Genomic DNA, 2,116 nt, shown 5'->3' on the forward strand with positions numbered 1-2,116 from the left:
ACCGCCGAAAATGTCGCGATGCACAGTAGTAAGATTAGGTATTTTTTCATGTTACTTGTAAGAATACATCTTCATTTTTTTGAAATGCGAAATTGACGATAGCCATTACGCGTACAAAAGCTACCACACTCTTCACACCTTTTCCGATGCCCGTATGGTCGCTTACAGGCGCAATGCACCCGTTCAATTCCTTAATTGCATCGTTGGCGGGGTGAATAAGAATCAGGTCACGACCCGGTACATCAAGCAGGATTAAGTGATACTTGAATTTCTGAGAGAAGCGCGGCTTCAGTTGATACCGCCCAGTTGGGATACAACTAATGCGGCGCTGATTATCCAGCCACGGCCGCTCGATCGTGTAGCAGACATGCTTACCCTCGACGGTAATTTCTCCGTTTGTACCAAGTTCACTAGCTTGCAAACGATTCAATATTAAGTTCATTTACTTAGCGATTTTCCGGTTATTACCCCAATAATGATTAAAAGCACATCTTTAAAACCACCTAGAAAATCTTTGATAAAATTCAGGGTTTCTTTGTCAACTACCTTGCTGTACATGAGCAGATAACTGACCGTAAAAGTCAGGCAATACAAATAGCCAAGGGTAAAAATGACCCCGATTACATTTGTGGTGCTTACCCTCCCTTTAAGCAAATTTCCAATCCAAGCAGGCATTATTTTTTTGATTTGAGGTTGTTAAGTTTGTTTTGGTAGTATGATTGAAAATAGGCTTTCCAACTGCCTTCGTATTGTTTATCAACACGTCGCTTCATGATATATAATTGATTGGCTGCGAAGATTACAGAAGCGATTGCCGAAGCCAGCTGCATAAAAAAACTGCCCATGCTGATATTAAATAATAAGAATAGCCACGTTTGATTTTCGGTAGAATGAAGTACTGCTTTCATGATTTTAAAATTTATACCAAGCCGAACCAGTGTAGCCCCACCATCCCGTAGAGGTAAAAGTTCCGTTGGTGCTGTTGACATATAGCATCAGCCCGGCTGCTGGACTTGAAATAGCCGAGGCTTCAGCCGCAGTTAGCCGAGGAGGAAGGAACCCTTTGGTGGTAGTCGTGATCTGAAACTCAGCCGAGGAATGCACGTCTTCATCTGCCCCAACATTAACGCCATTAGAAGTCATGTGCATGAATGTCTTGTTGAAAGCATTGTTTTGAAGCACAATCCTTCCCACCGAGCCACTTCCATAAGGCCGCAAAATCAGGTCATTCACATACCTTGAGACCCCTTTGTCCCCGTCGAAATACATATCCCCCGACACGCCTAAGGTGATGGTACCCCCGATATACAAGGGACCATTCAGGCGCGTTGGCCCGGTGACCTGTAAGTTTTCCCCTGAATCAGCCGAACCTGCTATAATTATTTTTCCAGAAAAATACCCACTTCGAAAACGGTAAGTCAAACTTCCTACATCGTAAGCATCATTTTGGGCGGCTACTATTCCACCAGCCATGTTCAGCCCTGTAAAGTAGCCCGTCCGAAAACGGTAAGTCAAACTTCCTACATCATAGAGTCCATTTTGGGCCGCTACAATTCCCCCAGCCATGTTCAGCCCCGTAAAATAGGGGGTCCGAAAACGATACGTCAGACTCCCTAAATCGTAAGCATTGTTCTGGAGCGGAATGATGGAACCCGCCAAGGAATTGGTTCCTACCAACGGGAGATAAGGGATTGTAGGAGCAACGCTGCTGGATGCCCCTTCCAAGGGGATTCGCTCAAAACGCATCCCCTTGGGGTGTACTTTTATCGTTGTCGAGGCTGGCGTAGTGCGGTCGTTGGGACGCATTCGCCACAGTCCCGCCCCATTAGGCCCTACAATTAGGTAGAGGTTGGAAGCATTCGGACTCAGGTTTTTCCACACCTCCTCACTAACCGTAAGCAGGGTATTAGCTTGAGGGTAGGTTTGTCCCAAACACACCGAACTTACCAAACACAAAAAAAACAAGAGCCGCTTCATCCTAATTGGGTTGAGTTTTGACATAGTTATTGTTTTGCATGTATGCCTCCGCCGCCGCCACGGAAGCTAAATTGCTAGCCAAAATTTTGGGCGGCTCAAATCGGGCCGCTACCACATTTTCATTGGTGTTACCTGATTC

Annotated in this window: 4 protein-coding genes; all 4 read right to left on the bottom strand. The window is 45.6% G+C overall.

Annotated features, from left to right (window positions below; genetic code table 11):
- Positions 1-46: 46 nt before the first annotated feature.
- Genes G563_RS0118355 through G563_RS0118370 form a run of 4 tightly spaced genes read right to left on the bottom strand, consistent with a single transcriptional unit; the run spans position 47 to position 2,001 of the window.
- A complete protein-coding gene (locus G563_RS0118355) occupies positions 47-442 on the bottom strand; it encodes a DUF5675 family protein (RefSeq protein WP_028666579.1) in 396 nt (131 codons plus the stop codon).
- Complete coding sequence (locus G563_RS0118360) at positions 439-675, bottom strand: hypothetical protein (RefSeq protein ID WP_028666580.1); 237 nt, start codon at positions 673-675, stop codon at positions 439-441. Before G563_RS0118360 ends, G563_RS0118355 begins: the two co-directional genes overlap by 4 nt.
- The gene (locus G563_RS0118365) at positions 675-908 is read right to left on the bottom strand and encodes a hypothetical protein (RefSeq protein ID WP_028666581.1); all 234 of its coding nucleotides are present in this window, start codon (positions 906-908) and stop codon (positions 675-677) included. Before G563_RS0118365 ends, G563_RS0118360 begins: the two co-directional genes overlap by 1 nt.
- 4 nt (positions 909-912) lie before the next feature.
- A complete protein-coding gene (locus G563_RS0118370; RefSeq protein ID WP_169579783.1) occupies positions 913-2,001 on the bottom strand; it encodes a phage tail-like protein in 1,089 nt (362 codons plus the stop codon).
- Positions 2,002-2,116 lie beyond the last annotated feature (115 nt).

The organism is Runella zeae DSM 19591, from assembly GCF_000423565.1.
GTDB classification, from domain to species: Bacteria; Bacteroidota; Bacteroidia; order Cytophagales; family Spirosomataceae; genus Runella; species Runella zeae.

Coding starts and splice junctions, on each gene's coding strand:
- G563_RS0118360 (WP_028666580.1), bottom strand. CDS start 675: ATGCCTGCTTGGATTGGAAATTTGCTTAAAGGGAGGGTAAGCACCACA.
- G563_RS0118365 (WP_028666581.1), bottom strand. CDS start 908: ATGAAAGCAGTACTTCATTCTACCGAAAATCAAACGTGGCTATTCTTA.
- G563_RS0118355 (WP_028666579.1), bottom strand. CDS start 442: ATGAACTTAATATTGAATCGTTTGCAAGCTAGTGAACTTGGTACAAAC.
- G563_RS0118370 (WP_169579783.1), bottom strand. CDS start 2,001: ATGTCAAAACTCAACCCAATTAGGATGAAGCGGCTCTTGTTTTTTTTG.